The organism is Streptomyces sp. NPDC021224, from assembly GCF_044332905.1.
Lineage (GTDB): Bacteria > Actinomycetota > Actinomycetes > Streptomycetales > Streptomycetaceae > Actinacidiphila.
The window spans coordinates 372967-397940 of the sequence record NZ_JBIRPW010000005.1 but is presented as its reverse complement, the minus strand read 5'-3'; the positions used below and the strand labels follow the sequence as shown (position 1 = coordinate 397940).

Here is a 24974-nt window from a genome sequence, read left to right as displayed (position 1 = left end):
GACGGCCGCGCAAGCTCAGACGACGATGTTGACCAGCTTCGGCGCGCGCACGATCACCTTGCGCACCGCCGCGCCGTCCAGCGCCGCGGTGACGGCGGGGTCGGCCAGGGCCAGGGCCTCCAGGTCGGCGTCGGTGATGGCCGGCGGGACCTCCAGTCGGGCCTTGACCTTGCCCTTGATCTGGACGACGCAGGTCACGGCCGGGTCCTGGGCCAGGGCCGGGTCGGCGACGGGGAAGTCGGCGTGCGCCAGCGAACCGGTGTGGCCCAGCCGCGACCACAGCTCCTCGGCGATGTGCGGGGCCAGCGGCGCGACCAGCAGGACCAGCTGCTCGGCCACGGTGCGCGGCAGCGGGCCGCCGGTCTTCGTCAGGTGGTTGTTCAGCTCGGTGATCTTGGCGATGGCGGTGTTGAAGCGCAGGCCCGCCATGTCGCCGCCGACGCCGTCGATGGCCTTGTGCAGGGCGCGCAGCGTCTCCTCGTCGGGCTCGGCGTCGGTGACGGTGACCTCGCCGGTGGTCTCGTCCACGACGTTGCGCCACAGCCGCTGCAGCAGCCGGTACTGGCCGACGACGGCCCGGGTGTCCCACGGCCGGGAGACGTCCAGCGGACCCATGGCCATCTCGTACAGCCGCAGCGTGTCGGCGCCGAACTCGGCGCAGATCTCGTCGGGCGTGACGGCGTTCTTCAGCGACTTGCCCATCTTGCCCAGCAGCCGGCTGACCTTCTCGCCCTGGTAGAAGTAGGCGCCGTCCTCCTCGGTGATCTCGGCCGCGGGGACGGCGATGCCGCGCGCGTCGCGGTAGACGTGGGCCTGGATCATGCCCTGGTTGAACAGCTTGTGGAAGGGCTCGTAGGACGAGATGTGGCCCAGGTCGAACAGCACCTTGTGCCAGAAGCGCGCGTACAGCAGGTGCAGCACGGCGTGCTCGGCGCCGCCGACGTACAGGTCGACACCGCCTGCGGGCTGTCCCTCGCGCGGGCCCATCCAGTACGCCTCGACGGCCGGGTCGACGATCTTGTCGGTGTTGAACGGGTCCAGGTAGCGCAGCTCGTACCAGCAGGAGCCCGCCCAGTTGGGCATGGTGTTGGTCTCGCGGCGGTAGGTGCGCGGGCCGTCGCCCAGGTCCAGCTCGACGGTCGCCCACTCGGCGTTGCGGGACAGCGGGGTCTCGGGCGAGGTGTCGGCGTCGTCCGGGTCGAAGGTGCGCGGGCTGTAGTCGTCGACCTCGGGCAGCTCGACGGGCAGCATCGAGTCGGGCAGCGCGTGCGCGACGCCGTCCTCGTCGTAGACGATCGGGAAGGGCTCGCCCCAGTACCGCTGGCGGCTGAACAGCCAGTCGCGCAGGCGGTAGTTGACGGTGCCGTGGCCGATGCCGCGCTCGGCCAGCCAGGTGGTGACCGCGGCCTTGGCCTCGGTGACGCCCAGGCCGTCCAGCGAGACGGTCTCGTTGGCGGAGTTGACGATGACGGCGTCGTAGGAGGCGAAGGCGTCGTCCCACTCGGCCGGGTCCTCACCGCGGCCGTCGGTGGGCCGGACGACGCAGCGCATGGGCAGGTCGAAGGCGCGCGCGAAGGCGAAGTCGCGGCTGTCGTGGGCGGGGACGGCCATGATGGCGCCGGTGCCGTAGCCCATCAGGACGTAGTCGGCGACGAAGACGGGGACGGGCTCGCCGCTGACCGGGTTGACGGCGTAGGCGCCGGTGAAGACGCCGGTCTTCTCCTTGGCGTCGGCCTGCCGCTCGACGTCGGACTTCGACGCGGCCTGCTTGCGGTAGGCGGCGACGGCGTCCCCGGGGGTGGCGTGGCCGCCGGTCCAGGCCTCGCCGGTGCCCTCGGGCCAGGCGGCCGGGACGATCGCGTCGACCAGCTCGTGCTCGGGGGCCAGCACCATGTAGGTGGCGCCGAACAGGGTGTCCTGGCGGGTCGTGAAGACGGTCACCGCGTGCTCGCCGTCGGACCCGTGGACGGGGAAGTCGACGCGGGCGCCCTCGCTGCGGCCGATCCAGTTGCGCTGCTGCAGCTTGATCGCCTCGGGCCAGTCCAGCGCGTCCAGGTCGGTCAGCAGCCGGTCGGCGTAGGCGGTGATGCGCATCATCCACTGGCGCAGCTTGGCCTTGAAGACGGGGTAGTTGCCGCGCTCGGAGCGCCCGTCGGACGTGACCTCCTCGTTGGCCAGCACGGTGCCCAGGCCGGGGCACCAGTTGACGGGCGACTCGGCGGCGTAGGCCAGCCGGTGGCCGCCCAGCACGTCGGAGCGCTCGGCGGGGGTCAGCTCGGCCCAGGGGCGGCCGTCGGGGGTGGCGCGAGTGCCGTCCTCGAACTGCGCGACCAGGTCGGCGATGGGGCGGGCGCGGTCGGCGGCCTCGTCGTACCAGGAGTTGTAGATCTGCAGGAAGATCCACTGCGTCCAGCGGTAGTAGTCGGGGTCGATCGTCGCGAAGGAGCGGCGGCGGTCGTGGCCCAGGCCCAGGCGGCGCAGCTGGGCGCGCATGGTGACGATGTTGGCCTCGGTGGAGACCCGCGGGTGGGTGCCGGTCTGCACGGCGTACTGCTCGGCGGGCAGGCCGAACGCGTCGAAGCCCAGGGTGTGCAGGACGTTGTGGCCGGTCATGCGCTGGTAGCGGGCCGAGACGTCGGTGGCGATGTAGCCCAGCGGGTGGCCGACGTGCAGTCCCGCACCCGAGGGGTACGGGAACATGTCCATGATGAAGCGCTTGGGCTTCGCGGCCTCCTGCGGATCGGCGTTCAGGGCGCCGGTCGGGTTGGGGGCGGCGAAGGTGCCGTGCTCGTCCCAGTACTCCTGCCAGCGGCCCTCGATCTCGGCGGCCAGCTGTGCGGTGTAGCGGTGCGGCGCAGCCGTCTCGGCGGCCGGGGTGGTGTCGCTCATCGTCCTCGGTACTCCATCGATGTCATGACGGCTGCTACGGCCATCGCTGCCTGGTGGTCCTGCTTGCGGCATCCCGTCATCGGCGGGACAAACAAAAAAGCCCCTCGCGCAGGAGGGGTGCCGCACTGACGTGGTTCGTGGTCAGCGCGGCTCGCTAAGCAGGAGGCTCGTGGCTCGTCGCATGGCCCCAGATTACCGCAGCGGCCCGGCCGGACGCACGGTGGTACGGCCCGGCTGTGGACGGGCGCGGGCACGGCGGCGCGCCCGGTCGCGGACCGGCTCCGGTCAGGGTCCGGACAGGGCGACGGCCCCGCACCGTGGCCGGTGCGGGGCCGTGCCCCTGGCGGATGCCGTTACTTCTTGTGCTTGGGCGGCAGCGAGGAGGTGATGTACCCCTTCGCGGGCGTGCCCACGCCGGTGACGTCGTCGTAGCCGACCGTGGCGTGCAGCGACGCGTCGGCGCCGAGCGTACGCAGCGAGACGATCGTGCCGTCGGAGTCGTCGACGGAGTTCGCGTAGTCCACGCGGACCACGCCGAGGCCCTTGCCCTGGCCCAGCGGGTGGTCGGTCACGTCGTGGTAGGACGACGTGCCGTACTGGGAGTAGATCAGCGGGTTGGCGAAGCCGATGGCGATGCCGTGCCGGGCCTGCTCGGCGAGCGCCTGGACGCCGGCGATGACCGGCGCGGCCAGCGAGGTGCCGCCGATGCGGTAGGTGCTGTACTCGAGCGAGCCGTCCGGGTAGGTCTGGGTCTGACCCACCAGGAAGCCGGTGTTCGGGTCGGCGACGGCGGCGATGTCGGGCTCGACACGCTGCTTGACGCTGCCACCGTTGGCCAGGGCCAGCGAGTCCGGGACCACACCGCGCTGGTAGTACGGCTGGTCGTAGTACTTGCTGGTGCCGCCGCCGGCGCCCGAGGTGTACGGGCCGGGGAAGCCGCTCCAGTTCTTGCCGTCCGCGGACAGCGGGGCGCGCAGGGTGCCCCAGCCGGTCTCGAACAGGTACTTGTCGTTCTTGCCGACCGCGAGCGAGGTGCCGCCCACGGACGTGGCCCACGGCGAGTTGCCGGGCGTGTCGGCCTGCTTCACACCGGTCGAGGCGACGTTGTCGCCCGCGTCGCCGGAGGAGAAGTAGAAGCCGATGCCCTCGACCGCGCCCTGCTGGAAGACCTGGTCGTAGGCCGCCGCGATGTCCGGCGTCTCGTTGGCCTCGACGTCGCCCCAGGAGTTGGAGACGATGTCGGCGAGGTGGTTGTCGACGACCTTGTTCAGCGCGTCGAGCAGGTCGTCGTCGAAGCAGGAGGCGCCGCCGACGTAGACGATGTTCGCGTCCGGGGCCACGGCGTGCACGGCCTCGACGTCGAGGGTCTCCTCGCCGTACCAGCCGCCCGCGTCGCAGTCCTCGGTGCTGTTGTAGTCGCTCGGCAGGACCTGGCTGAGCTGGCCCTTCTTGTACTTCTGGCCGCCGGTGTCCTTGGCGTAGCGCGCCGCGTCCTGGGCGATGTACGGCGAGGCGAACGCGTCGGTGATCGCGACGGTCACGCCCTTGCCGGTGTACTTGCCCGCGCCGTACGCGGCCCGCAGCTGGTCGCCGGTGTAGCCCTGGATCGCGTAGGGCGCCTTGTCGCCGTACGCGGTCGGGTACTGCTTGGCGATCTTCGAGCCGTAGTACGTGGAGAACGGTCCGGCGTTCTTGAAGACCTCACCGGGCGGCGGCAGCTCGTCGTCGTGGGTGGACTTCTTGGGCGCCGTGTCCAGGCCCGTGACGGTGAGGACCGCGCCGTTCAGTGCGGCGGGCGCGGTCGCGGTGCCGGTCGGGGCGCGGTAGACGTGGCCCGACTTGCTGTAGTTGTGCAGCTGGGTGCCGAAGGCCTTCTCCGCGGCCGCCACGTCACCGGTGACGGTGAGGTAGTGGTCGTTGGAGGCGGTCACCTTCATGCCCGCCGACTTCAGCCACGCCGTGACCTCGGACACCTGGGCCTTGGTCGGGCCGTAGGCGGTCTTCGCCTGGGCCGCCGTCAGGTAGTGGCCGTAGTCGGCGGAGTTCGGGTCCGACACGGACTTCGCGTAGGCGGCGAGGCCCTTGGCGTCCTTGCCCGCGAGGTAGACCCGGACGGTCACCGCGGCGGAGTCGGCAGTGGCACCACGGTCCGCCTGGGCGGTGGCCCACTGCGGCTTGGTGCCGGACAGGAGCTGGCGTCCGGACGGCTGGTCGGCCGACGCGGACTGGGTCGAAAGCGCGAGCGCGCCGGCGACCAGCGGCAGCGCGGTGGCCGCCACGAGCGCCATACGCGTCCTCTTGCGCTCAAATCTCATGTAACCCCCATGCGAAGCGAGTTGTCGCGTTGTCGGGCTGTCCCTGGTACGAGCGGACCGTGCGGTGTCGCCGCTATGCGTACACACCGCACCGCAAAGCGACACTCTTTCGCTGATCAGTTCATGCCAGGACCACGATTTTCCCAAGAGCAGGTCAAGGAAACGTCCCTGCGGGAACCTCCCGAAGCCGGAAAACCTCTAAGGCGCCACTCGCTGACGGAGCCTCAGGCGGACACCCCAGACCTACTACCCATCCCCCGCCGGTGCACGCAGCCAGCACCGGCCGATCCCACGCCCGGCGGTATGACAATCACCGGAAACGACGAAAGCGGGGCCCGGATGCCTCACGCACCCGGACCCCGCCTCCGGCAGGACCCTCGACGACCCCGGCAGACACCGGAAGGTCGGACGAAGTGGAGCTACGGGGAATTGAACCCCGGACCTCTTGCATGCCATGCAAGCGCTCTACCAACTGAGCTACAGCCCCGCACACCGCCGGGATCCCCCGGCGACCTGGGGTTACTTTACACGCTCCCCGGGTGGCCGGAGCAAATCCGCGGTCCCGGCGAAGTTCATGAAGCGGCAACAAACCGACGGCCGACCCAGGGTTACGGTGGCGGCGGCCGGGGTGCCGGCCGGGCCCGCCGAGAGGGGAGACGACCGCCGTGACCACCGCGTTCGACCCGATAGACCTGGGCGGCCACCGGCTGCCCAACCGGATCGTGATGGCACCCATGACCCGCAGCCGGGCCTACGGCCCCGGGCTCAGCCCGACCGCGAGCACCGCCGCGTATTACGCCCAGCGGGCCTCCGCCGGGCTCATCGTCACCGAGGGCACCCAGCCCTCCGTGGGCGGACAGGGCTACCCGGACACCCCGGGACTGCACAGCGCGGAGCAGGTGGCCGGCTGGCGGCGGGTGACCGACGCCGTGCACGAGGCCGGCGGCCGGATCTTCGTGCAGCTCATGCACACCGGCCGGATCGGCCACCGCTCGCTGCTGCCGGACGGGCTGCGGCCGGTGGCCCCCTCGCCGGTACGGGCCCAGGGCAGCGTCTACACGGCGGCGGGCCCTCAGGAGTTCGAGGAGCCCGCCGAGCTGGACGAGAGCGGCATCGCCCGCACGATCGCCGAGCACGCCGCCGCCGCCCGCAACGCCGTCGCGGCCGGGTTCGACGGGGTCGAGGTGCACGCCGCCAACGGCTACCTGGTCCACCAGTTCCTGGCCCCCAACACCAACCGCCGCACCGACGGCTGGGGCGGCACCCCGGAAGGGCGGGCCCGCTTCGCCGCCGAGGTCGTCCGGGCCGTCGCCGACGCGATCGGGGCCGAGCGCACGGGCCTGCGGATCTCCCCCGGAAACACCCTCGGCGACATCGACGAGCCCGACCCCGAGCCGACCTACCTCGCGCTGCTGCGCGCCCTGGAGCCGGTCGGCCCCGGCTACCTGCACGTCGTGGAGAGCGGCGACCGGGCGCTGACGCTGGAGCTGCGCAAGCGCTTCCCCGGTGTGCTCGTCCTCAACGCCAGGGCCGGCGTACGGCACAACGGCCCGGAGCAGCTGGGCCTCGTCGAGGACGGCACCGCGGACATGGTCTCGTACGGCACGCTCTTCGTCGCCAACCCCGACCTGCCCGCCCGGCTGCGGGCCGGCGGCCCGTACAGCACCGCGGACCGGGCGACGTACTACGGCGGCGGCGACCGCGGCTACACCGACTACCCGGCCCTCGACGGCTGAGCCGCCCGGCGGGCGCCGGACGGCCGCAGCGCGCCGTACGCCGCTCCGGCCGCCCGGCCCCGGACGGGCCTCATACCGCCTTGCGGGCCCGGCCCCGGGCCAGGCCCGCCGCCGCACCGGCGACGCACACCGCCGTCATCGCCACCGTCAGCACCGTGTAGGCGTGCGCCGAGGCGTGGGCGCCCGGCCCGCTCACCCGGCTCAGGAAGAGCGTGCCGAGCGTCGCGACACCCAGCAGCTGGGCGATCTGCGTGACCGTGGCCAGGAAGCCGGAGGCGTCCGCCGCGTCCTGCGGGGCTATCGTGCCCAGCGCCATCGTGAGGGTGGGGCTGAAGCCGAGGCCGAGCCCGGCGCCCAGCACCAGCAGCCACACGTAGAGGGCGGCGCCGCCGTCCCCGCCGCCGCGCAGCGCCAGGCCCAGCCCCGCGAAGGACACCGCGGCGAGCAGCAGGCCCGCGCCCGCCAGCCACGGCCGCCACGACACCGGCAGCCGCCGCCAGTTCAGCCCCACCGTGCCGAAGGTGACCGCGGCGAAGGCGAACGTCAGCCCGGTGCGCAGGGCGCTGAAGCCGAGCCCGCTCTGCAGGTGCAGGGCGATGGCGAACAGGAAGCCCGCGTTGGAACCCATCGTCGCCAGGATCACCAGGCTCGCCCGCAGCATGCCCGGCGCCCGCAGCACCCGCGGCGCGATCAGCGGAGCGCCGCCGCGCCGCGCGAGCCGCATCTCCAGCAGCGCGAAGACCGCCAGCAGCGCCACGCTCAGCGCCAGGCACACCCAGCCCCACACCGGCCAGCCCTCCTCCTGCCCCAGCACGAGCGGCACGGTGAACAGCGTCACGGCCGCCGCGAGCACGACCAGCCCCGGCAGGTCGAGGCCGCGCGCACGGGCCTGGTCGCGCGGCCCGTCGGCGGGCAGCACGCGCGGCGCGATCAGCAGCATGGCCAGCCCGATCGGCACGTTGACCAGGAAGACCGGCCGCCAGCCCGTCCCGAACAGGTCCGCGCTCACCAGCACCCCGCCCAGCGTCTGGCCGAGCGCGGCGCCCGACGACAGCACCGCGGAGTAGACACTCATCGCGCGTGTCCTGGCCTCGCCGCTGAAGTTGAGCTGGAGCAGGCTCAGCACCTGCGGGATCATCAGGGCCGAGCCCGCGCCCTGCACGAAGCGGAAACCGATCAGCTCGCCCGTGCCCTGCGCCAGGCCGCACGCGAGCGAGGCCGCGGTGAAGACCGCGAGGCCGGCCATGAACAGCCGCCGGTGCCCCAGCAGGCCGCCGAGCCGGGCGCCGGTGATCAGCAGCACGGAGTAGCTGATCGAGTAGCCGGCGATGACGAGCTGGAGCTGCGCGCCCGAGGCGTGCAGGTCGTCGCGCATGGTCGGCGCGGCCACGTTGACGATGAAGACGTCCAGCAGGGCCATGAACTGGCCCATCAGGATGGTGCCCAGCAGCAGTCCGGGCGGCGGACCCGCCCGGCCGGTGCGGCGGGTCCCGGTATCGGGCCCGGCACCGGCCGCCGCGGTCGTGGGAGTACGGGTGGTGGCGCCGGTCACGGTCGCGCCGTTCGACGGAGAAGGAGTCATGGGCCGAGCCTGCGGCCCCCGCGATACGGGTAACGAGAGCCCCGTGATCCTGGTAGTGCCAGCACCTGGCAGCCGCCGGACGCGTTGGGGACGATGAGCGTATGCCCCAGCCACCGGCAGCGCCCCCCACCCGGACCGGGTCCCGGGATGCCACCGGATCCCGGCGTGCCGGCGGAGCCCGCCGCACCGAGCTCGCCGCCTTCCTGCGCAGCCGCCGCGCCCGGATCACCCCGCAGGACGTCGGCATGCCGCCCGGCCTGCGGCGGCGCACCCCCGGACTGCGCCGCGAGGAGGTCGCGCAGCTCGCCGGGGTCGGCGTCACCTGGTACACCTGGCTCGAACAGGGACGCCCGATCAACGCCAGCGTCCAGGTGCTGGACGCCGTCGCCCGGGTGCTGATGCTCGACGCCACCGAGTGCGAGCACCTCTACCGGCTGGCCGGCATCCCCTTCGTCCGCGAGCCCGCCGCCGACACCGACACGGTCGGTGAGGAGTTCCAGGGCGTCCTCGACGCCCTCAACCCGCTGCCCGCCGCGATCTACAACAGCCGCTACGACGTCCGCGCCACCAACGCGACCTACCGCACGCTGTGGCCGATGACCTCGCTCGTGGAGCGCTGGGAGCGCAACGTGCTCTACAAGCTCTTCACCGTGCCCGACTGCTGCCAGACCTTCGTCAACAGCGCGGACGAGCTGCCGTGGATGGTCGCGCAGGTACGGCGCAGCTACGGGCGGCACGTCGGGGAGCCCGCGTGGGAGTCCTTCGTCGCGCTCATGATCAAGTCGAGCGCGGACTTCGCGCAGATGTGGGCCAGCGGGGACGTCGCCGCGCCCGGCAAGCGCGTCAAGACCTTCCGGCACCCGGCCGTCGGCACGATCACCCTGACCTCGATGTCGCTCAGCATCGACGGCATGGCCGAGCACCGCTACGTCGTCTACACCCCCGCCACCGAGGCGGACCGGCAGTCCGTCGAGACGCTGCGCGCCATCCCCGACCCCGTCGTGGGCTGCGCCGTCCACGGCCGCAGGCTCTCCGTCATCCTCGCCGAGCGCGAGGCCTCAGGCCGCCCCACGAAGTGCCCGCACGAAACCTGAGCGGCACGCCGCCGCACGCACGGAGGGCGGTGCTCCCCCGCGTCTCCGCGGGAGGGCACCGCCCTCGTTTCCTGCTGCTGTGGAGCTACGGGGAATTGAACCCCGGACCTCTTGCATGCCATGCAAGCGCTCTACCAACTGAGCTACAGCCCCTTGCGACGTCAGAAATCATAGCCGTTCCCCGGACGGGAACGAAATCGGCTTTCTGCTGCGCAGGGCGGTACCTGTCAGGGGCCTGCCCTCTGCGTAGGGCGGTACCCCTCAGGGGCGCGGGGAACTGCGCGCTCAGCCCACCACCGGCCGGTGGTCCGGCACGGACCGAACTGCCCCTTCGGGCCGGTGACGACCCGCGCCCCGGTGGGGGCTGGCCGCGCAGTTCCCCGCGCCCCTGAAAAACGGGTGCCCCGCGCGGCACGCGCAGCCGCAGACAACGGGTGCCCGGCGGGGCAGGTGGGAGGTGCATACGCCCGCCCGGCGAGGGCTATGTGTCGTCGCCCAGCACGGGCTCGGGCAGGGTGCCCGCGTTGTGTTCCGTCAACCGCCAGCCGCGAGCACCCTCGCCGAGGACGGACCAGCAGCAGTTGGAGAGGCCGCCGAGGGACTCCCATGTCTCGGGGGCGAGCCCGAGCAGGCGGCCGATGGTCGTACGGATCGTGCCGCCGTGGCTGACGACGACGAGGACCCCGCCGTCGGACAGCTCGTCGGCGGCAGCGAGGACGACGGGGGCGGCGCGGTCGGCGACCTCGGTCTCCAGTTCGCCGCCGCCGCGGCGGACGGGCTCACCGCGCTTCCAGGCGGCGTACTGCTCGCCGTAGCGGCCGACGATCTCCTCGTGGGTCAGGCCCTGCCAGTGACCGGCGTAGGTCTCCTGGAGGGCCTTGTGGTGGGTGACGGGGAGGCCGGTCAGGACGGACAGCTCGGACGCGGTGGCGGCGGCCCGGCTGAGGTCGGAGGAGATGATCGCGTCCGGCGCGAGGGCGGCGAGCAGCCGGGCGGCGCGGCGGGCCTGGGCGACGCCGGTCTCGGTGAGCCGGATGTCGGTCGTGCCCTGGAAGCGCTGCTCCAGATTCCATTCCGTCTGGCCGTGCCGCCACAGCACGATCCGGCGGCCCCGGCCGCTGCGCCGGCCGTTCAGCTGACGATCCCGTCGTCGGCCGTCCCGGCGTGCTCCTTGCCCTTGCCGCGGGTGGCCACCGCGTCCTCGGGCAGGGGGATCTCGGGGCAGTCCTTCCAGAGCCGCTCCAGCGCGTAGAAGACCCGCTCCTCGGAGTGCTGGACGTGCACGACGATGTCGACGTAGTCGAGCAGCACCCAGCGGCCCTCGCGCTCGCCCTCGCGGCGGACCGGCTTGGCGTCCAGTTCGTCGCGGAGCTTGTCCTCGATGGCGTCGACGACGGCCCGCACCTGGCGGTCGTTCGGGGCGGAGGCGACCAGGAAGGTGTCGGTGATGGAGAGCACGTCGCTGACGTCGTAGGCGATGACGTCGTGCGCGAGCTTGTCGGCGGCGGCCTGCGCGGCGGCGCGGGTCAGCTCGATGGAGCGGTCAGTGGCGGTCACGGATACGGCTTTCCGGTCGGGGGCTCTACTGCTTCAAGGGTCTCACGACCCTCCGACAGCCCCCGACCGGATTTTCGACCGGGCGTCCGGTTCTTCCTGCCCACGCCGGCCGGAGCCGGTGAAAGCGCCGGTCGGCGCGGGTACGGCCGCGGCCGCGGTCAGGAGGCGTCCGGCGTGTAGTCCTTGCCGAGCGTGACGGCGATGTCCGCGTTGGACGGCACCTTGCCCTTGGCGACCGCGGTCGGCGGCAGGCCCAGGGTGGCGGCGACGTCCTTGGCCGCCTCCAGCCGGGCGGTGTCCGCGTAGAGGACCTGGGAGGTGCTCTTGGTGGCGCTCGCCTTGCCGCCGGAGACGTAGGTGTACGTGGCGCCGTTCACGATCGCGGCCTGCGCCATCGAGGCGGCGGACTTGCTGCCGGTCGCGTCGGTGATCAGGACCCGCGGCTGGGTGGTGCCCTCGGACTGCTTGACGGTGCCGCCCAGCAGCTCCTTGACGGAGTCGGTGGCGTCCGCGCTGAGGGTGCCGTCCTTCTGCACCGGGAGCATCGTGGTGTCGTACTGCCCGGTCTTGGCGAGGTCGGCGAGCTGGGCGAGGGACGCGCCGAGCTGCTTGTCGGTGAGCGACGGGTCGAGGATCTGGCTGAGGGCCTGCACGGTCTTGGTGGCGCCGTCGGCGTCGCTCGGCATCTTCTTCAGGACCGCCTGGAAGACCTGCCCGAAGCGGGCGAGCTGCTTGCTCTGCGGTTCCCCGGCGCCCCGGTAGGTGGCGTACGCGACGGCCGCCTGCCCGGACAGCTCCTGCTGCTTGCCCTGCGGCACGACGGTCTTGCCGCTGTCCTTGCCGGTGCCCTTCACCGCGGTGTCGGTGTCCACGTAGACGTCGCCGAGCGCGTCGACCAGCAGCTCCAGATAGGGGCTGTCGAGCCGCCAGCTGCCTTTGATGTCGGCGCCGAGCAGGGTGTTCAGGGAGTCCCGGGTCGGGCCTATGCCGTCGTCGACGGCCTTGTCGAGGGTGGTGGCGGTGCCGTCGTCGGAGGTGACGGAGAGGGTGTTGGGCAGCAGCACGGTGGTGCCGCGCTTCTTGGTGGCGTTGTCGACGAGCAGCGCGGTGTCGCTGGGGCCGCCGTCCACGGGCATGAAGTGCACGACGACGACGTCGCGCTTCTGCGGCCCGCCCGCCGCCGCCGTCGCGGCCTTGTCCTTGTGCGTCCCCGGCAGCTTGCCGGCCTGCCACAGGTACCCGGCGCCGCCGAGGAGGGCGAGCACCAGCACCAGGACGAGCCCGGTCTTGCGGTGGCGGCTGCGCCGCCGGGCCTCCTCGCGGCGCTCGGTGCGCGACTCGGAGAACTTCAGCCAGTCGATGACCTCTTCCGACTGCTCGGACTCCTCGTCGACGAAGGCGAACATCTCGGTCTGGTAGCCGCCGCGCCCGTCGCCCTTGCCCGGCCCGGCCTGCGGCTCCGCGGGCGGCTCGGCCTGCGCGGGGATCTGCCCGGTCGCGTACGCCTGCTGCTGACCGGTGTCGTACACCGGCATCTGGCCCGTCTGGTACGCGCTGTGCTGCCCGGTGTCGTAGGCCTGCTGCTGACCGGTGTCGAAGACGGTGTGCTGCCCGGTCTCGTACACGGGCTGCTGACCGGTGTCGTACGCCTGCTGCTGACCGGTGTCGAAGACCGGCTGCTGGCCCGTCTCGTAGACCGGCTGCCGGCCGGTGTCGTACGCCTGCTGCTGACCGGTGTCGTACACCGGCATCTGGCCGGTCTGGTACGCGGTGTGCTGCCCGGTGTCGTAGGACTGCGGCTGCGGGGGCTGTTCGTAGTACGGCTGCTGGGGCTGCTGCGGGATGTGGCCGCCGCCGTAGGTCTGGTAGGGGTCCTGGTAGCCGGGCTGCGGGGGCGGGGACTGCTGCTGCGGGGGGACGGGGCGGGCCTGCTGGACGTGCTGCCGGGGCGCCTGCGGGCGGGGGCGGCCGTACTCGTCGTAACCGCCCTGGTCGCCGTACCCCTCGTAACCGTAGGGCTGCTGCCCGTAGTAGGGCTCCTGCCGGTTCGGGTCCCTCTCGTCGTCTGGTCCACCCTCGGCATAGTGCCAACGGGGGTTTGCGTCGTTCACGAGGAACCCCTTCACCTGCTGTGGTTCGCGGTGCGTGTTATCCGGAGGCGTCCCGGTAGAGCGCGCGCTTGTCGATGTAGCGCACGACTCCGTCGGGAACCAAGTACCAGACCGGGTCGCCCTTGGCCACCCGCTGCCGGCAGTCGGTCGAGGAGATCGCCAGGGCGGGGACCTCCACGAGGGACACTCCGCCCTCGGGGAAGCCCGGGTCCGACAGGGTATGCCCGGGGCGGGTCACCCCGATGAAATGTGCGAGCGCGAAGAGCTCCTCGGCATGGCGCCAGGAGAAGATCTGCGACAGGGCGTCGGCCCCGGTGATGAAGAAGAGGTCCGCGTCGGGGTGCTCGGCACGCAGGTCGCGCAGGGTGTCGATGGTGTATGTCGCACCCCCGCGGTCGATGTCGCTGCGGCTGACCGAGAACGTCGGGTTGGACGCGGTGGCGATCACCGTCATCAGATACCGGTCCTCGGCAGGTGACACCGCGCGCTCGCTCTTCTGCCAGGGCTGCCCGGTGGGGACGAAGACGACCTCGTCGAGGTGGAAAAGGCTCGCCACCTCGCTCGCGGCCACCAGGTGCCCGTGGTGGATGGGGTCGAACGTGCCGCCCATCACACCGATACGGCGTTTGGCGTCGGACATGGTGAGACTAGTCGCGGTTGAAGCGGGTGACCAGCCACAGCAGGATGAGCAGGGCACCCAGCGCGCCGAAGCCGGTCAGGTACGGGCTGAGGCTGGGGTGGTTGCCCCCGTTGTCCTCGGCGAGCGTGGTCAGTGCGGAGACTGCGGCGGGCGACATGTCAGCGGAACCCTTTGCGAAGTCGGGGACAGGCGGCAAGACTCTCGGCACATGGTACGGGCGTGCCCGTGGGAACTTCGCGCAGGCTCCGCGCGTCCAGATTTGTGTACCGGTGGGCTAGCAGGGGGTTGGGCCAGTATGTCCGAGTCGCACGCATCAGGGGACGACCGGGTGAGTACCGAGAAGGTCCCGGGCCGTACCCGCAGAAGGTTCCCTGACATCTCGTCACGGGCGTACGAGCACCCCGCCGACCGCTCCGCCCTGGTGGCGCTGCGCAAGCTCAGCGGCTTCGACACGGTCTTCAAGTCGCTCAGCGGTCTGCTGCCCGAGCGCAGTGTGCGGCTGCTCTTCCTGTCGGACTCCGTCCGGGTGAGCGACGAGCAGTTCGCCCATCTCAACGCGATGCTGCGGGACGCCTGCCACATCCTGGACCTGGAGAAGGTCCCCACGATGTACGTGACGATGGATCCGCAGCCCAACGCCATGTGCATCGGCATGGACGCGCCTGTCATCGTGCTGACCACCGGCCTGGTCGAGCTGCTCGACGAGGAGGAGATGCGCGCGGTCATCGGCCACGAGGTCGGCCACGCGCTGTCCGGCCACTCGGTCTACCGGACGATACTGCTCTTCCTCACCAACCTCGCGCTGCGCATCGCCTGGATCCCGCTGGGCAACCTGGCGGTGCTGGCGATCATCACCGCGCTGCGCGAGTGGTTCCGCAAGTCGGAGCTGTCGGCGGACCGCGCGGGGCTGCTCGTCGGCCAGGACCTCCAGGCGTCGATGCGCGGCCTGATGAAGATCGCCGGCGGCAACCACCTGCACGAGATGAACGTCGAGGCGTTCCTCAAGCAGGCCGACGAGTACGAGGCGGCCGGCGACCTGCGCGACTCCGTCCTGAAGATCCTCAACGTGCTGCCGCGCAGCCACCCCTTCACCACCATCCGGGCCTCCGAGCTGCGCCGCTGGGCCGCCACCCGCGAGTACCAGCGGCTGATGGACGGCCACTACCCCAAGCGCACGCAGGACAAGGACGCCTCGGTCTCCGACGCCTTCCGCGACACCGCGACGCACTACTCCGACTCGATGAAGCGCAGCAAGGACCCGCTGATGGGCCTGATACGCGACATCACCAACGGGGCGACCGACGTCGGCGGCCGGCTCCGCGACCGCTTCACAGGCTCCGGCTCGCAGGCGACCGCGGAACGCCCGCAGGAGTCAGCAGCGGACTCGGGGACAGCGGAATCCGGTCCTGATCCTGAGGACGGGCAGCCGGAGAGCCCGCTGCCGTAGCGGTCACGGTGTCCAGGACGGCGGGGGCCGTCGCGCTCGGGGCCGTCGTGCTCGGGGCCGTCGTGCTCGGGTTCGCATCGGCCCCCGTGCCCTCCGTCGGGTCCACCCCGGTGAGCGGGGCGCAGCGGGCACCGGGCGGGGCGGCCGTCTCGTACGGGTTCACCCCGCTGACGGTGTCGGGCGCGCTGTGGCCGGCCAGTATCGGCAGGAAGTAGCTCTGCACCTCCGCCGCGCACGCGAGCGGCCCGGCCGTGACGTCGGAGCGCACGACCTCCAGACGGTGCTCGCGCAGCTGGCCGTGCGTGAAGTGGAAGGCCATCCGGCGCCGGACGGTGAAGAGCGACACCGGCCCGTCGGGGTCGGCGGCGTCCCGGATGGCGTAGACGTAGGTGTGGTCGGCGACGACCTCCAGCCGCCCGTCCGTGGTCAGGTCCGCGGAATAGGTGCCGCGCACCCGGATGTCGTCGGTCGCCAGCTCGACGCGGTCCCCCGGGTCCGGGTCGAAGCGCACCAGCCAGCCGGTGGCCTCGTGCACGCCGTCCGCCACCGGGGCGCTGAGGCTGCCGTTGAACAGGTCGAGCTGCTCGGGCTCCAGCAGCTTCTGCACGGCCCGGGTGTCACCGCCGGTGACCGTCTGCTCCTGGAGCCCGGAGTCGTCGAGGAAGCTCCGGACGATCTCGTAGCCGGCCGTCACGTCGTCCACGTCGAAGTCGCCGACCGCCTCCACGTCCTGCGGGAGCGCCAGGCCCTTCTCGCGGCTGTGGAAGTCGGGCCGGGCCGCGGGGGTGCCCGCGAAGGGCGCGTCGGGCGACACCGCGCGCACCGGGCCGTCGGGCACCAGCGGGGTCACGGTGACCTGAAGCTCGGTGCCGGAGGCCGGATCGTGCGCGTGGTAGGGGTGGCGCACCCCCATGTACACGGCGAAGGAGAAGGCCAGCACGATCAGCAGCACCAGGGCGACCGCCTGGCGGGCCAGGCCGCCGGGCAGCGCGTGGCGTACCCGGACGGCACGGCCGGCCTCGTCCTGCCGCTCACGGGCGGAGAACTCCTGGATCCGGGCAGCCCTCACGAACGATTCGTCGAAGACGACGGATCGGAATTCGTCCTCACCGCCTCCTGAGGCGCCCTCGGGCGTGCCCTCAGGAGGGTCTCCAGGCCCGCTCATACCACAAGGTTATGTCCGCCGACGCGGGAATAAACTCCCCCGTACCGGCCGAGTTGACATCGGATCAGGGCGCGGGTGCGCCGACGACGGGCGGCAGGCTCTGCCGCCCCACCTGACTGCCGCTGGACGGCGGCGCGTCGGCCGGCCGTCGGGTGCCCGCACCGGCTCCGCGGTAGACCGCGGCGAAGGTCAGCGCGACCACTCCGATGCCCATGACCACGGCGAGAGCCCAGGCCACCGGGCGGTGCCAGCGCGTGCTGCTGCCACGGTAGGGGTGCCCCGCGGCATAGAGGGGATCGGGGGCAAGATCCGCCGTGTCGTCCAGCTCGGGGACGTCATGGCGGCCGGACCCGCGCCGCCCGGACCACCCGGGCGCAGTAGCGGGACCTTCGGCGACGGCGAGCATCCGTTCCTGGGCCGTGGGCTCGTGGAACAGGGCAGACCGTACGAATTCTTCGTCGAGGACTACGGAGGCGAACTCGTCATCGTCCGGCATCTGTCCAGAGTAATGCGGAAGTTGGCCTTTTGGGCAGGGGAATCCGAGCCGCCTGTGGGCCGGCTGTGCACCCGGACGGCCCAGTGCCCCCGGGTCGGGGCGGCGCCGCAGGTCAGCGGATGTGGCCGTCCCCGGTGACGACGTACTTGGTGGACGTCAGCTCCGGCAGGCCCATGGGGCCGCGCGCGTGCAGCTTCTGGGTGGAGATGCCGATCTCCGCGCCGAAGCCGAACTGGCCGCCGTCGGTGAAACGCGTCGAGGCGTTCACCATCACCGCGGCCGCGTCGACCAGCCGGGTGAAGCGGCGGGCCGCGGGCTGCGACGACGTCACGATCGCCTCGGTGTGGCCCGACGACCACCGCCGGATGTGCGCGACCGCGGCGTCCAGCGACTCCACGACGGCGGCGGCGATGTCGTACGACAGGTACTCCGTCTCCCAGTCCTCCGCGGTCGCCGCCACCACGGTGGCCTTGCTGCCGGACTCCTCCGCGACGGCCAGCACCCGCGGGTCGCCGTGCACGGTGACGTCGGCGTCGGCGAGCGCGTCCAGCGCGCGCGGCAGGAAGCGGTCCGCGATGTCGCGGTGCACCAGCAGCGTCTCGGCGGCGTTGCACACGCTCGGACGCTGCGCCTTGGAGTTGACCAGGATGTCCACGGCCATGTCGAGGTCGGCCTCGGCATCGACGTACACATGGCAGTTGCCCGTGCCCGTCTCGATCACCGGAACGGTCGAACCCTCGACGACGGTACGGATGAGGGACGCGCCGCCGCGCGGGATCAGCACGTCCACCAGGCCGCGGGCCCGCATCAGCTCGGTGACGGAGTCGCGCGACTCGCCCGGTACGAGCTGGACGGAGTCCGCGGGCAGACCCGCGCCCTCGACGGCCTCCCGCAGCACCTCGACCAGCGCGGCGTTCGAGGAGTACGCGGAGGACGAGCCGCGCAGCAGCACCGCGTTGCCCGACTTCAGGCACAGGGCCGCGGCGTCCACGGTGACGTTCGGCCGGGCCTCGTAGATGATGCCGACCACGCCGAGAGGGACGCGGACCTGGCGCAGTTCCAGGCCGTTCGGCAGCGTCGAGCCGCGCAGCACCTCGCCGACCGGGTCGGGCAGGCCCGCCACATGGTCGACGTCCGCGGCGATCGCCTCCACGCGCTCCGCCGTGAGGGTCAGCCGGTCGATGATCGCCGGACTCGTCCCCGCGTCTGCTGCGCGGGCCACGTCGTCGGCGTTGGCCGCCACGATGTCGGTGGCCCTCGCGCGGAGGGCGGCGCTGATCGCCAGCAGGGCGGCGTCCTTCGCCGCGCGCGGCAGCGGGGCGAGTTCCGCGGCGGCGGCCTTCGCGCGGGTTGCCGCGCGGATGACGGGGGACTCTTCGCCTGACGTCAGCGCATCCATGCGTGCAGGGTACTGAATCCGTGGGGCCTCGCGCCCCCGCTGCCCATCCGCTGGGACGCTCCCCTGCCCCGCCGGGCACCCGTTCCTGGCTCGCGCTTGCCGCGCGGGGCAACCGTTTTCGGGCCGCGCTTGCCGCGCAGGGCGAGCGTTTTAGGGGCGCGGGGAACTGCGTGCTCAGCCCACCACCGGCCGGTGGTCCGGAGCGGACCGAACTGCCCCTTTCGGCCGGTGACGACCCGCGCCACGTGGGTGGCTGAGCGCGCAGTTCCCTGCGCCCCTAAAAAATCGGGTCCCCGGCGCGGCACGCGCACCCCGAAAAACGGGTGCCCCGCAGCGCAGCCGTGCGCTTCCCGCGGGGGGAGGTCAGAAGGGGTGGACGCCCGCCGGGATGGGGGAAGGCACCGCGCCGGCGGCGATGCGTTGGTGGTAGGTCACCCGGTCGATGACCTCGAGACCCACCGTTTCCCAGGGGGGCAGCTTCGCCGAGGAGCGGTGTTCGCCCCAGAGCCGGAGCGCCAGCGCGGCCGCGTCGTGGACGTCGCGCGCTTCCTCCCAGTAGCGGATCTCCGCGTGGTCGGGTGCGTAGCGGCTGGTCAGCAGGAAGGGGTGGTCGTTCGCGAGCTGTTCGAGGGCGCGCCGCAGCTCGGGCAGGGGGGTGTGGGGTCCCGCGACGCTGAGCGTGACGTGCCACAGCCGGGCGGCGGCCCGCTCCTGCGGACGGGCCTGGTGCGGCACGACGTGGGCGTCCGGTGCCGCGCGGTCGACGCTGACCAGCGCTCGCTCCGTCGACGTCCTGGTCAGTTGCCCTGGGCGCCCTCGTTTCACCGGCGGCCTCCCTGTGGGTTGCGCCCACCGCGGCCGGTCCCGCCGGTGCGACGGGAGCGGCGGCAGGGACGTACCTGCGCATCGCATCCTCATCAAAGTTGACCAGGCTCCGGCAGGGCGCGGGGGCGTTTTCGGCAAGAAGCCCCGGACGAGATCAGCTCGTGTGTCCCTGGCGGCGCAGCAGTACCAGGTCATCGCGGTGCACGACTTCCCGCTCGTAGGCGGGTCCGAGTTCGGCGGCCAGCTCGTGGGTGCTGCGGCCGAGCAGCCGGGGCAGCTCGCGGGCGTCGTAGTTGACCAGCCCGCGGGCGACGGCGGCGCCGGACTCGTCCACCAGGTCGACGGGGTCGCCGGCGGCGAAGTCGCCCTCGACGCCGGTGAGCCCGGCGGGCAGCAGTGAGCTGTGCCGCTGGGTGACCGCCCGGACGGCCCCGGCGTCCAGCCGCAGCGAGCCGCGCGGGGCGGAGGCGTGGGCGAGCCACAGCAGCCGGTCGGCGGAGCGCTTGCCGGTGCGGTGGAAGTGGGTGCCGGTGGGGCGTCCGGCGAGGGCGTCGGCGGCGTGCACGGCGGAGGTGAGGACGACGGGGACGCCCGCGCCGGTCGCGATGGCGGCGGCCTCGACCTTGGTGACCATGCCGCCGGTGCCGACGCCGGAGCGGCCGGCGCTGCCGATGGAGATGCCTTCCAGGTCGGCGGGGCCGCGGACCTCGCCGACGAGGGAGGTGCCGGGGGTGCGCGGGTCGCCGTCGTAGAGGCCGTCGACGTCGGAGAGCAGCACCAGCAGGTCGGCGCGTACAAGGTGGGCGACGAGGGCGGCGAGCCGGTCGTTGTCGCCGAAGCGGATCTCGTCGGTGGCGACGGTGTCGTTCTCGTTGACGACGGGCAGCGCGCCCATCGCGAGCAGCTGGTCCAGGGTGCGGTAGGCGTTGCGGTAGTGGGTGCGGCGGCTGACGTCGTCCGAGGTCAGCAGCACCTGGCCGACCCGGATGCCGTAGCGGGCGAAGGAGGCGGTGTAGCGGGCGACGAGCAGGCCCTGGCCGACGCTGGCGGCGGCCTGCTGCCGGGCGAGGTCGCGCGGGCGGCGGGGCAGGCCGAGGGGGGCGAGCCCGGCGGCGATGGCGCCGGAGGACACGAGGACGACCTCGCGCTCCTCGCGGGCCTTGGCCAGGACGTCCACGAGCGCGTCGACCCGGTCGGCGTCCAGCCCGCCGGATGCCGTGGTCAGCGAGGACGAGCCGACCTTCACCACGACTCTGCGGGCCTGCACCACGTCCTGCCGTGCCGCCGTCGTCACCTGCGTCCGTCCCTCGGGTCGACCGTTCCGCCGCCCCCAGTGTGGCCCGAAACCGCCGGGAGCCCCGCATCGTCTCGGACGGCGAGACGCGGAAGGGGCCGTTGTGGGATCTACGATGGCTCACGGGCCGTGCCGGGCCCGACACGCGCGGCAGCGCGGCCACCAGAGGAGAACTCATGCGGGAGCTTGCCGTCCCCGGTGCCTGGGTGCACGAGCCGAAGGTCTTCCAGGATGTGCGGGGAAGCTTTCACGAGTGGTTCACCGAGGGCGATTTCCTCGCCTCCGCGGGCCACCGGCTGCGGCTGGCGCAGGCCAACTGCTCGGTGTCGGCGCGCGGCACGCTGCGCGGCCTGCACTTCGCCGACGTGCCGCCCGGGCAGGCGAAGTACGTGAAGTGCGTGCGCGGCGCGGTGCTGGACGTGGTCGTGGACATCCGCACCGGCTCGCCGGACTTCGGCCGCTGGGAGGCGGTGCGGCTGGACGACGTGGAGCACCGCGCGGTCTACCTGTCGGAGGGCCTGGGCCACGCGTTCATGGCGCTCACCGACGACGCCACCGTGGTGTACCTGTGCTCGGAGGGCTACGCCCCGAGCCGGGAGCACGGCATCGACCCGCTGGATCCGGCGCTCGGCATCGAGTGGCCGCAGGACGTGCCGCCGCTGCTGTCGGAGAAGGACGCGGCGGCCCCCACCCTCGCGCAGGCGCGGGAGCAGGGGCTGCTGCCGTCGTACGCGGCGTGCCGCTCCTACGTCGAGGAGCTGCGCGCCGCGGTCGCCTCGGCCGGTGCCGCCGCGGGCTGACCGGGCGGTTCGCCGTCCGGCCCGGCGTCGCGCCCGGGGCGCGGTGCGAGGGCCAGGGCGGCGACGGGCAGCGTCAGCACCCCGAGGATCAGCGACGCGGACATGTACCGCCACAGCGGTGACGGGTTCGCGACCAGCACGGTGAGCTGGAGGCCGACCGGCAGCGCGGCGAGCGCGAGCAGCACCGGGCGCCGCCGCCGTACCACCGCCAGCAGCACGATCAGGTAGCCCAGGTACGTCCAGTTCACCCCGCGCCACACGGCGGGCTGGACGTAGTGCCGCTCGCTGCGCCGGAGCAGGTCGGTGGCCAGGTGGTTCAGCTTGTACGACAGCGGGCGCGGGTAGAGGGAGTCGCCGTACGGGACGCTGCGCGCGGAGTCGTGCCGGGCGGCGTGCCACTTGTCGAGGGCCGCGCGCGAGGAGGGCGAGTAGAGGCCGGTGTGGGTGCCGAAGGGCTTCCAGGCGATGTCCGCGCGGCACAGCCTGGCGTGCACGACGAGCCCCGGGGTGCGTTTGAGGATGCGGAACCACAGGTCCATCAGCTGGTCGTTGAGCTGCCCGGCCTTGAGGCGGTTCATCGGCTTGCGCATCAGCGCGTCGGCCTCGTGGCAGTCGGCGCCCGGTCCCGACCAGTGCGACAGCGGCGCGACCTGCCTCATGAGGGCCAGGTCGGCGGGGGTGAAGGTGTCCGGGCGCTCGCCGTACGCGACGCCGATGTCGGCGTAGTTGAAGGCGTACGCCTCGTCCGGGCGCGGCTTCTGCACACCGAGCGCGGAGTAGACGACCCCGTTGAGCAGCAGTGTGATCACCAGCGGTACGGCGGCGGCCAGCGCCATCCGGCGGCGCATGCCGCGCAGCAGCAGCACGAGCAGCACCCCGGCGCACAGCAGCACCGGGAAGCCGTTGTTGCGGAACAGGCCGATGCCGAGGAAGCCCGCGGCGAGCACCAGGGTGTCGCGGCGCAGGCCCCGGTCCGCGGGCAGCGGGCCGTCCGTGTGCAGCCGGCGGGCGGTCAGCGAGACGAGCGCGCCGAAGGCGACCAGGGTGGCCACCGCGAAGGCGACGTCCTTCCACACGTAGACCACGAAGGTGCCGCTGGAGGGCAGCAGCACCACGAGCAGTGCGGCGGGCGCGCTCCACCGGCCGCGTACGCCGAGCGCGCGCAGGCAGTGGCAGACGTAGCCGAGGGCGGCGGCGGTGGCCACCGTCTGGAGCAGCGTCAGGGCCGCGACGCCGCCGCTGAGGTGCAGCGACAGCCACTCCAGGGCGTCGTAGGCGACGGAGTGGTCCGAGCGCCAGGGCCCGTCGGTCACCTCGTAGGTGTACGTGACACTGTCCGCGCTGGTCCTGGCGGGGTAGAAGGCGGCCCACCACAGCAGGAGCACCACCTGGCAGCCGGCGTAGACGGCGGCGGCGATCCGCAGCCGGGGCGGTACGCGGCGCAGCGGCGCGGCCAGCCGACGCAGGGCGGGTGCGGTCATGAGGCGGAGGAGGACGAGGACGGGGTGGACGGACCGGAGGCGCCGGACGCCGCGCCGACGGGCTCGGGCGGAACCGCCCCGCCGAGCGGGGCCGGACGGGCCGGGCCGCGTCGCACGGGGGCGAAGGCGTGCCCGGTCAGGCTGCGCGCGGCGCCGAAGCGGCCGTGCCGCAGGGCGCGCGGCACCATCGTCAGGGCGTGCAGCCGGGTCGTCACATGGCGCCGGGCGACGCGTGCGGCGCGGTGCCAGCCCGCGGCGTCGCAGTCGGCGGCGACGCCCAGCAGGTAGCGGCGGATCTCGGCGAAGCGGGTGCCGGAGAAGGCCTGGACGGACGACTCGCTCAGCGCGTGCCGCCGGTAGTCGAAGCAGACCTCCGGGTCGGTGACCAGTTCCTCGCCGCGCAGCAGCAGCTCCATGACCAGGGCGAGGTCCTGGACGACGGTCAGGTCCTCCCGGAAGCTGACCTCCTTGAGGGTGCGCGAGCGCCAGCACATCGCCGGGAAGTAGAGCCAGTTGCCGCGCAGCAGGCTCGCCGCGAGCGCCTCGCCGGACTGCCGGGCGCGCTCGGTGCGGGCGGGCGGGCCGATGCGCTTCTTCGCCGCGTCCACCAGGGTGCGTACCGGTTCGCCCGCGCCGTCCACGACCCGCACGCCCGGCTGGTACATCGCGGCGCCCGGCATCGCCTCGGCCGCCGCCCGCTGCACGGCCACGTAGCTGGGCCACATCAGGTCGTCGCAGCCCATGAGCACCGCGAGGTCGTGCTCGACGAGATCGACGCAGCGGCGGAAGTTCCCGGTGATGCCGAGGTTGACGGGGTTGCGCAGATAGCGGACCCGGGGATCGCCGAGCGCGGCGAACCACTCGGGCACGCCGGGCTCGCTGCCGTCGTCGACGACCGTGAGCCGCCAGTGCGGGTCGGTCTGCGCCTGCACGCTGCGCACCGCCTGCCGCATCAGCTCCGGGTCGCCGTAGTACGGCAGCATGATGTCAATCGTCGTCACCGGGGGCGGTCCCTTCGGGGGTGTGCGGTGCGGGCGGGGCGCCGGCCGGTACGTACGCGGCGTCGTCCGGGCGGTGCGCGCTGCGCAGGGCCTGGTCGCGGGCGAGTTCGGTGAGCCGCTGCTCCAGGGCGCGGAAGCGCAGGTAGGTGTTGAGGGCGAGCCCGGTGACGCCGACGACGAGGAAGTACAGGACGAGGTCGGTGCCGCGTCCGACGCCGAGCAGGTGCGCGGCGCGCGTGGTGTCCTGCGGCCGGATCACCGCGTAGGCGTTGATGAGGCAGAACGCCAGGAAGGCCAGGCGCTTCCAGGCGCGGACGCCCGCGGTGTGCCAGCGGCGCGCGAAGAGCACCAGCATGACGACGACGGCGCCGATCAGGACCAGCTGGATGAGCACGGTCAGTTTCTCCGGCGGTTCAGGGACAGGTCGAAGAGGATGTTGACGCCGTTGAGCAGCGACTGGCCCTTCGCCCGCGAGTAGTCGGTGTACCGGATGTCGACCGGGGCCTCGACGACCCGCAGTCCGGACCGGGCGAGGAAGCCGGTGATCTCCGAGGCGTGCGCCATGCCGTTCATGGTGATGTCCAGCCGGGTGGCCGCCTCGCGGTTGAAGACCCGCAGCCCGTTGTGCGCGTCGGACAGCCGCAGCCTGCGCGCGGTGGGGCTGACGGCCGCGGCGGTGCGCAGCACGATGCGCTTGAGCCGGGGCACCTCGCCCTCACCGCGCAGGAAGCGGGAGCCGAGGACGGCGTCGGCGCCGCTCTCGCGGGCCAGCGCGACCATCGCGAGGGCGTCCTCGACACGGTGCTGGCCGTCGGCGTCGAAGGTGACGAAGTAGCGGGCACCGGGCTGCGCGAGCGCGTACTCGATGCCGGTCTGGAGGGCCGCGCCCTGGCCCAGGTTGACGGGGTGTCGCACCAGGTGGGCGCCGGCCTCGGCTATCCGCAGTGCGGAGCCGTCGGTGCTGCCGTCGTCGACGCAGACGACGTGCGGGAAGGTGCGTCGCGCCTCGGCGACCACGTCCCCGATGACCTGGGCCTCGTTGAAGACCGGGGTCACGAGCCAGACGTCCTCGACGCGCTCCCCCGCTAACAACGGCGTGGTGACAGTTGCCGTCATGCCGCAGCCTCTCGTGTTGCTCCCGC

The 24974-nt window shown here is 72.6% G+C and carries 21 protein-coding genes and 2 tRNA genes; 4 read left to right on the top strand and 19 right to left on the bottom strand.

What is annotated here, in order from left to right; genetic code table 11:
- Positions 1 to 15 precede the first annotated feature (15 nt).
- The 3 genes from leuS to ACH4PY_RS15925 all read right to left on the bottom strand — a co-directional run bounded on the left by leuS (position 16) and on the right by ACH4PY_RS15925 (position 5691).
- Positions 16 to 2889: a leucine--tRNA ligase gene (gene leuS / locus ACH4PY_RS15935; protein WP_398181739.1), complete on the bottom strand. Its 2874-nt coding sequence runs from the start codon at positions 2887 to 2889 to the stop codon at positions 16 to 18.
- Positions 2890 to 3242: 353 nt separating this feature from the next.
- A complete protein-coding gene (locus tag ACH4PY_RS15930) occupies positions 3243 to 5177 on the bottom strand; it encodes a protease pro-enzyme activation domain-containing protein (protein WP_398181735.1) in 1935 nt (644 codons plus the stop codon).
- 441 nt (positions 5178 to 5618) lie between these two features.
- Positions 5619 to 5691 (bottom strand) — tRNA-Ala (locus tag ACH4PY_RS15925).
- Positions 5692 to 5869: 178 nt separating this feature from the next.
- Between ACH4PY_RS15925 and ACH4PY_RS15920 the strand changes: the two genes are divergently transcribed.
- Positions 5870 to 6940 carry an alkene reductase gene (locus ACH4PY_RS15920; protein WP_398181732.1) on the top strand — a complete coding sequence of 357 codons (1071 nt, stop codon included), beginning with the start codon at positions 5870 to 5872 and terminating at the stop codon, positions 6938 to 6940.
- A 70-nt stretch (positions 6941 to 7010) separates the two neighbouring features.
- Here the strand turns inward: ACH4PY_RS15920 and ACH4PY_RS15915 are convergent, their stop codons facing one another.
- Positions 7011 to 8522 carry an MFS transporter gene (locus ACH4PY_RS15915; RefSeq protein ID WP_398181729.1) on the bottom strand — a complete coding sequence of 504 codons (1512 nt, stop codon included), beginning with the start codon at positions 8520 to 8522 and terminating at the stop codon, positions 7011 to 7013.
- Positions 8523 to 8623: 101 nt separating this feature from the next.
- Here ACH4PY_RS15915 and ACH4PY_RS15910 point away from each other — a divergent pair, with 101 nt between their 5' ends.
- Entirely contained in the window at positions 8624 to 9616 is a 993-nt protein-coding gene (locus ACH4PY_RS15910) for a helix-turn-helix transcriptional regulator (RefSeq protein ID WP_398181726.1), read from the top strand.
- Between the two features lie 80 nt (positions 9617 to 9696).
- On the opposite strand, the gene ACH4PY_RS15905 is transcribed toward ACH4PY_RS15910, so the two are convergent.
- The 6 genes from ACH4PY_RS15905 to ACH4PY_RS15880 all read right to left on the bottom strand — a co-directional run bounded on the left by ACH4PY_RS15905 (position 9697) and on the right by ACH4PY_RS15880 (position 14081).
- Positions 9697 to 9769: transfer RNA gene (locus ACH4PY_RS15905), tRNA-Ala, on the bottom strand.
- A 328-nt stretch (positions 9770 to 10097) separates the two neighbouring features.
- Positions 10098 to 10751 carry a histidine phosphatase family protein gene (locus ACH4PY_RS15900; RefSeq protein WP_398182145.1) on the bottom strand — a complete coding sequence of 218 codons (654 nt, stop codon included), beginning with the start codon at positions 10749 to 10751 and terminating at the stop codon, positions 10098 to 10100.
- On the bottom strand, positions 10748 to 11173 hold the full coding sequence (gene rsfS, locus ACH4PY_RS15895; RefSeq protein ID WP_398181723.1) for a ribosome silencing factor: 426 nt from the start codon (positions 11171 to 11173) through the stop codon (positions 10748 to 10750). Before rsfS ends, ACH4PY_RS15900 begins: the two co-directional genes overlap by 4 nt.
- Positions 11174 to 11331: 158 nt before the next feature.
- Positions 11332 to 13284: an LCP family protein gene (locus tag ACH4PY_RS15890; RefSeq protein WP_398181721.1), complete on the bottom strand. Its 1953-nt coding sequence runs from the start codon at positions 13282 to 13284 to the stop codon at positions 11332 to 11334.
- 37 nt (positions 13285 to 13321) lie between these two features.
- Positions 13322 to 13924, bottom strand: a complete 603-nt coding sequence (gene nadD / locus ACH4PY_RS15885; protein WP_398181718.1) for a nicotinate-nucleotide adenylyltransferase — start codon at positions 13922 to 13924, stop codon at positions 13322 to 13324.
- Between the two features lie 7 nt (positions 13925 to 13931).
- Positions 13932 to 14081 (bottom strand): hypothetical protein, encoded by a 150-nt coding sequence (locus ACH4PY_RS15880; RefSeq protein ID WP_398181714.1) that lies wholly within the window; start codon positions 14079 to 14081, stop codon positions 13932 to 13934.
- A gap of 171 nt (positions 14082 to 14252) precedes the next feature.
- Here ACH4PY_RS15880 and ACH4PY_RS15875 point away from each other — a divergent pair, with 171 nt between their 5' ends.
- Complete coding sequence (locus ACH4PY_RS15875; protein ID WP_398181712.1) at positions 14253 to 15371, top strand: M48 family metallopeptidase; 1119 nt, start codon at positions 14253 to 14255, stop codon at positions 15369 to 15371.
- Here ACH4PY_RS15875 and ACH4PY_RS15870 read toward each other — a convergent pair.
- From ACH4PY_RS15870 to proB, 5 genes are all read right to left on the bottom strand, one after another.
- The gene (locus tag ACH4PY_RS15870) at positions 15253 to 16536 is read right to left on the bottom strand and encodes a hypothetical protein (RefSeq protein WP_398181710.1); all 1284 of its coding nucleotides are present in this window, start codon (positions 16534 to 16536) and stop codon (positions 15253 to 15255) included. The genes ACH4PY_RS15875 and ACH4PY_RS15870 overlap by 119 nt on opposite strands.
- 64 nt (positions 16537 to 16600) lie before the next feature.
- Positions 16601 to 17032, bottom strand: coding sequence for a hypothetical protein (locus ACH4PY_RS15865; protein WP_398181708.1), 432 nt, complete (start codon positions 17030 to 17032; stop codon positions 16601 to 16603).
- A 112-nt stretch (positions 17033 to 17144) separates the two neighbouring features.
- Positions 17145 to 18431 carry a glutamate-5-semialdehyde dehydrogenase gene (locus ACH4PY_RS15860; protein ID WP_398181705.1) on the bottom strand — a complete coding sequence of 429 codons (1287 nt, stop codon included), beginning with the start codon at positions 18429 to 18431 and terminating at the stop codon, positions 17145 to 17147.
- Positions 18432 to 18794: 363 nt separating this feature from the next.
- Positions 18795 to 19256, bottom strand: a complete 462-nt coding sequence (locus ACH4PY_RS15855; RefSeq protein ID WP_398181702.1) for a hypothetical protein — start codon at positions 19254 to 19256, stop codon at positions 18795 to 18797.
- A 154-nt stretch (positions 19257 to 19410) separates the two neighbouring features.
- Entirely contained in the window at positions 19411 to 20550 is a 1140-nt protein-coding gene (gene proB, locus ACH4PY_RS15850; protein WP_398181699.1) for a glutamate 5-kinase, read from the bottom strand.
- 176 nt (positions 20551 to 20726) lie between these two features.
- Here proB and rfbC point away from each other — a divergent pair, with 176 nt between their 5' ends.
- Positions 20727 to 21350 (top strand): dTDP-4-dehydrorhamnose 3,5-epimerase, encoded by a 624-nt coding sequence (gene rfbC, locus ACH4PY_RS15845; protein WP_398181696.1) that lies wholly within the window; start codon positions 20727 to 20729, stop codon positions 21348 to 21350.
- Here rfbC and ACH4PY_RS15840 read toward each other — a convergent pair.
- The 4 genes from ACH4PY_RS15840 to ACH4PY_RS15825 are packed head-to-tail and all read right to left on the bottom strand — an operon-like array spanning position 21296 to position 24948.
- The gene (locus ACH4PY_RS15840; protein WP_398181692.1) at positions 21296 to 22831 is read right to left on the bottom strand and encodes a DUF6020 family protein; all 1536 of its coding nucleotides are present in this window, start codon (positions 22829 to 22831) and stop codon (positions 21296 to 21298) included. The genes rfbC and ACH4PY_RS15840 overlap by 55 nt on opposite strands.
- Complete coding sequence (locus ACH4PY_RS15835; protein ID WP_398181689.1) at positions 22828 to 23832, bottom strand: glycosyltransferase family 2 protein; 1005 nt, start codon at positions 23830 to 23832, stop codon at positions 22828 to 22830. Before ACH4PY_RS15835 ends, ACH4PY_RS15840 begins: the two co-directional genes overlap by 4 nt.
- A complete protein-coding gene (locus ACH4PY_RS15830; RefSeq protein ID WP_398181686.1) occupies positions 23819 to 24226 on the bottom strand; it encodes a DUF2304 domain-containing protein in 408 nt (135 codons plus the stop codon). Before ACH4PY_RS15830 ends, ACH4PY_RS15835 begins: the two co-directional genes overlap by 14 nt.
- Before the next feature lie 2 nt (positions 24227 to 24228).
- Complete coding sequence (locus ACH4PY_RS15825; RefSeq protein ID WP_398181683.1) at positions 24229 to 24948, bottom strand: glycosyltransferase family 2 protein; 720 nt, start codon at positions 24946 to 24948, stop codon at positions 24229 to 24231.
- Positions 24949 to 24974: the final 26 nt, after the last annotated feature.

Coding starts and splice junctions, on each gene's coding strand:
- leuS (WP_398181739.1), bottom strand. CDS start 2,889: ATGAGCGACACCACCCCGGCCGCCGAGACGGCTGCGCCGCACCGCTAC.
- ACH4PY_RS15930 (WP_398181735.1), bottom strand. CDS start 5,177: ATGGCGCTCGTGGCGGCCACCGCGCTGCCGCTGGTCGCCGGCGCGCTC.
- ACH4PY_RS15915 (WP_398181729.1), bottom strand. CDS start 8,522: ATGACTCCTTCTCCGTCGAACGGCGCGACCGTGACCGGCGCCACCACC.
- ACH4PY_RS15910 (WP_398181726.1), top strand. CDS start 8,624: ATGCCCCAGCCACCGGCAGCGCCCCCCACCCGGACCGGGTCCCGGGAT.
- nadD (WP_398181718.1), bottom strand. CDS start 13,924: ATGTCCGACGCCAAACGCCGTATCGGTGTGATGGGCGGCACGTTCGAC.
- ACH4PY_RS15880 (WP_398181714.1), bottom strand. CDS start 14,081: ATGTCGCCCGCCGCAGTCTCCGCACTGACCACGCTCGCCGAGGACAAC.
- ACH4PY_RS15870 (WP_398181710.1), bottom strand. CDS start 16,536: ATGAGCGGGCCTGGAGACCCTCCTGAGGGCACGCCCGAGGGCGCCTCA.
- ACH4PY_RS15865 (WP_398181708.1), bottom strand. CDS start 17,032: ATGCCGGACGATGACGAGTTCGCCTCCGTAGTCCTCGACGAAGAATTC.
- ACH4PY_RS15860 (WP_398181705.1), bottom strand. CDS start 18,431: ATGGATGCGCTGACGTCAGGCGAAGAGTCCCCCGTCATCCGCGCGGCA.
- rfbC (WP_398181696.1), top strand. CDS start 20,727: ATGCGGGAGCTTGCCGTCCCCGGTGCCTGGGTGCACGAGCCGAAGGTC.
- ACH4PY_RS15840 (WP_398181692.1), bottom strand. CDS start 22,831: ATGACCGCACCCGCCCTGCGTCGGCTGGCCGCGCCGCTGCGCCGCGTA.
- ACH4PY_RS15825 (WP_398181683.1), bottom strand. CDS start 24,948: ATGACGGCAACTGTCACCACGCCGTTGTTAGCGGGGGAGCGCGTCGAG.